Here is a 3,035-nt window from a genome sequence, read left to right as displayed (position 1 = left end):
CGCCGCAGCCGCGTGCGGTAGGCCGTCGCCGCCCACCACGCCAGCAGCAGGCCCGCCGCCACGAACAGCGCCAGCGCCGACGGCGTCTTCCACCACGGCGGCCGCACCTCGAACGACAGTTCGTGCGTCTGCGACCAGATGTTGTCGGCATTTCGCGCCCGCACCTGCAACGTATAGCGGCCCGGCGCCAGTTGCGAAAAGATCCGCTCCCCGGCCGCCGCCGTCTCCACCCAGTCCTCGTCGTGGCCCTCGAGCCGGAACGCATAGACGTTGGCGGCGGTATTGCGGAACGACAGCAACCGTGCGACCACCCGCAGGTCGCGATCGTCATGGTCGATCGCGAACGGCAGCTCCGGGGCGAACCGGACCGGCGCGCCGCGCCCGCGCACGTCGATACGCTCGATGACCAGGCTGGGAATGCGTCCGGAGAAGGACATGCGGGCCGGATCGAACACCACCAGCCCGTCGGGGGTGGCAGCCAGGACGCGGCCATCGACCGGCCAGGCCACCGGCGAATGCGCGAATTCCTGCCCCGGCAGCCCGTCCCAGGCGCTGAAGATGCGCACCGTGCGCGCCTCCGGATCCACGCGCACCAGTCCGCGGACGCTGGTCAGCCACGCGACGCCGTCCGCGTCGACCGCCATGCCGCCGAACATCAACCGCGGCAGGCCGTCGTCGGGCCCCAGCCCCGGCTCACAATCCAGCGCACTGCCGTCCCAGCGGCACCGCTGCAAAGTGCCGACCCCGGACAACCAGACCCGTTCCGCATCGAGCACCGCCAAGTCGGAGCGGACCTCGGAACCGGCGCCCGGTACCGGCGCCCAGCGTCCATCCGCCGGCAGCAGGCGCTTCAGGCCCAGCGTCGTGGCGAGCCAAGGCGCGCCGTCCGGTCCCAGGCGCATGTGCCTGATGATCTCGCCCGGTTCCAGGCTACCGTCGGCCCCGGGCAGGTATTCGCGTCGCACCCGGCCGTCCGCATCGCGCGCCTGCACCACGCCGTCTTCGAACGTCAGCCACAGCAGGCCGTCGCCGGTCTCGACGAAGAATTGCGCCTCGCCGCGCGTGGCATCGACCTGCTGGTCACCGCTCCAGCGGCGGATGCGCCCGGTTCGCGGCTCGATCCGCGCCAACCCGCCGCGCCAACCGACCCATACCCTACCGTGACGGTCTTCGTGCACGCCGCCCAGGTACGAGCGCTCGCCCACGTCCGTCATGACGTGCCGGATGGCACCGCTTTCCGGATCGAACCAGTCCAGCGCGCCGCCCGACCCGACTAGCCACATGCCGCCATCGGATGCCGCCGCGATCGCACGCACGTGGGCGTTTGCCAGCGTGTCCGGATCGTCGAGTCGCCGACTCAGCACCGCGAACTGGCTCCAGTGGGCCGGCTGGTACCACAGGCCATGGCTGTTGCTCACCAGCCAGACGCCGCCCTCCCGATCCTCATGGGCTGCAGTCCATTGCGGCCGCACCAAGCCCTGCGCCGCCTCGCTGTAGAGCGGCACGTCGCTCACCCGGCCGGCGCTGACGTGGCCGAGCCCCTTCGGCACGTCCAGCCAGCAGTCGCCGCGCGAATCGTGCAACAACACCTGCATCACCCGCAGATCGGGATCGGCCGCCTCCCACGGCGCCGGCGACAGGCGCCCGTCGGCGTGCCGCATCACCACGCCGGCAGTCGTGCCGACCCACAGCGTGCCGTCGCCGTCGAGGTGCAGATTGTTGATGCGGCCGGCGGCAGGGCCGTCGTTCGCCAGGCGCTCAAATCCACCACCTGTCCAGCGCACCACGCCGCCGGTCGTACCGACCCACAGCGTGCCGTCGGGCGCAGCCGCCAAGGCGATCACGCCCTGGCCAGGCAGGCTGCGGTCGTCCCCCTGGCGCGGCATGAAACGCGTCATGCGACCGTCCGGCGTCAGGCGATGCAGCCCGCCGGTGGCGGTGCCGATCCAGGCCGTGCCGTCGGGCATCACCGCCAGCGACCAGATCTCATCATTGCCCAATCCGGGCGTGTTGGCGCGGTTGATGTAGCGGAAACGATCCTCCTCCGGCTCATACACCGCCAGTCCGCCGTAGGCAGTGCCGATCCAGAGCCTGCCGTCGGCGTCCAGCGCCAGCGACCAGACGAAGTTGTTGGGCAGGCCCTGCTCCTCGCGCCAGATGCGGAAACCGGTGCCGTCGTAGCGGGCCAGGCCGTCGCTGGTGGCGATCCACAGGTAGCCGTGGCGGTCCTCCACCAGCGCGTTGATGCGGTTCGAGGGCAGTCCGTCGGCGACGGTGAACTGCCGCGGCCGCGGCGTGTCGGGCAGGGCCGCGGCGGCGGCCAACGGCGCCAGCCACAACAGCAGCGCCAGGCAACGGACGCCGAGATCACGCAGACCCCTCATGTTCCCCACGACCCCTCACCACTTCCCGGAGATGCAGGTTCGCCGGAATCGGGGCTGCGGGCAATGCGTACGTTCCGGAAACTCACGCCTCCGGCACCGGGACCTCGCTTCGGCCCAGCGCCGCCTCGAGCGCCGTGGCGAGCATCGTCCCTGTGACCGGCTTGCGCAGGAACGCGTCGAAGCCGGCGGTGCGCGCCAGCGGCTCGGCCTCGGCATCGGCACGCGCGGTGACCGCGATCAACGGTCGCATGAAGCCCTGCGCGCGCAACTGCCGCGCCAGCGCCAGGCCGTCGATGCCCGGCAGGTCCAGGTCCAGCAGCGCCAGGTCGAAGTCATCGCGCGCGATCTCCGTCAGCGCCGCCAGGCCATGCGCGACCGCGGTGACCCGGTGGCCGTGCATGCGCAGCAGGTCGGCAATGACCTCGGCGACGGTCGGGTCGTCCTCGACCAGCAGCAGGCGGCGGCCCGTGGTCGTCCGCGACGCCCGTGCGTGGGAGGTGCCGGGAACCGCTGGCGCCGGCGGCAGCGGCAGTTCCACCGTGAATCGCGTGCCCTCCCCCGGCGCGCTGTCGACCTCGATCCGCCCGTCCATCGCGGCCGCCAGTTCCTGGCAGATCGCCAGCCCCAACCCGCTACCGCCGTAGCGCGCCG

2 protein-coding genes are annotated in these 3,035 nt (G+C 71.8%); both read right to left on the bottom strand.

The window, feature by feature from the left end:
- The coding region (locus FXO19_RS18955) for a ligand-binding sensor domain-containing protein (protein ID WP_149196679.1) at nucleotides 1-2,384 on the bottom strand (2,384 nt) is incomplete at its 3' end.
- 82 nt (nucleotides 2,385-2,466) lie between these two features.
- Nucleotides 2,467-3,035 (bottom strand): ATP-binding response regulator (locus FXO19_RS18950; RefSeq protein ID WP_149196678.1); only part of this gene is annotated, 569 nt, incomplete at its 5' end.

The sequence above is a fragment of the Luteimonas suaedae genome, from assembly GCF_008312895.1.
GTDB lineage: Bacteria > Pseudomonadota > Gammaproteobacteria > Xanthomonadales > Xanthomonadaceae > Luteimonas > Luteimonas suaedae.
The sequence above is the reverse complement of the archived record's forward strand: the minus strand, read 5'-3'. Positions and strand labels throughout refer to the sequence as shown.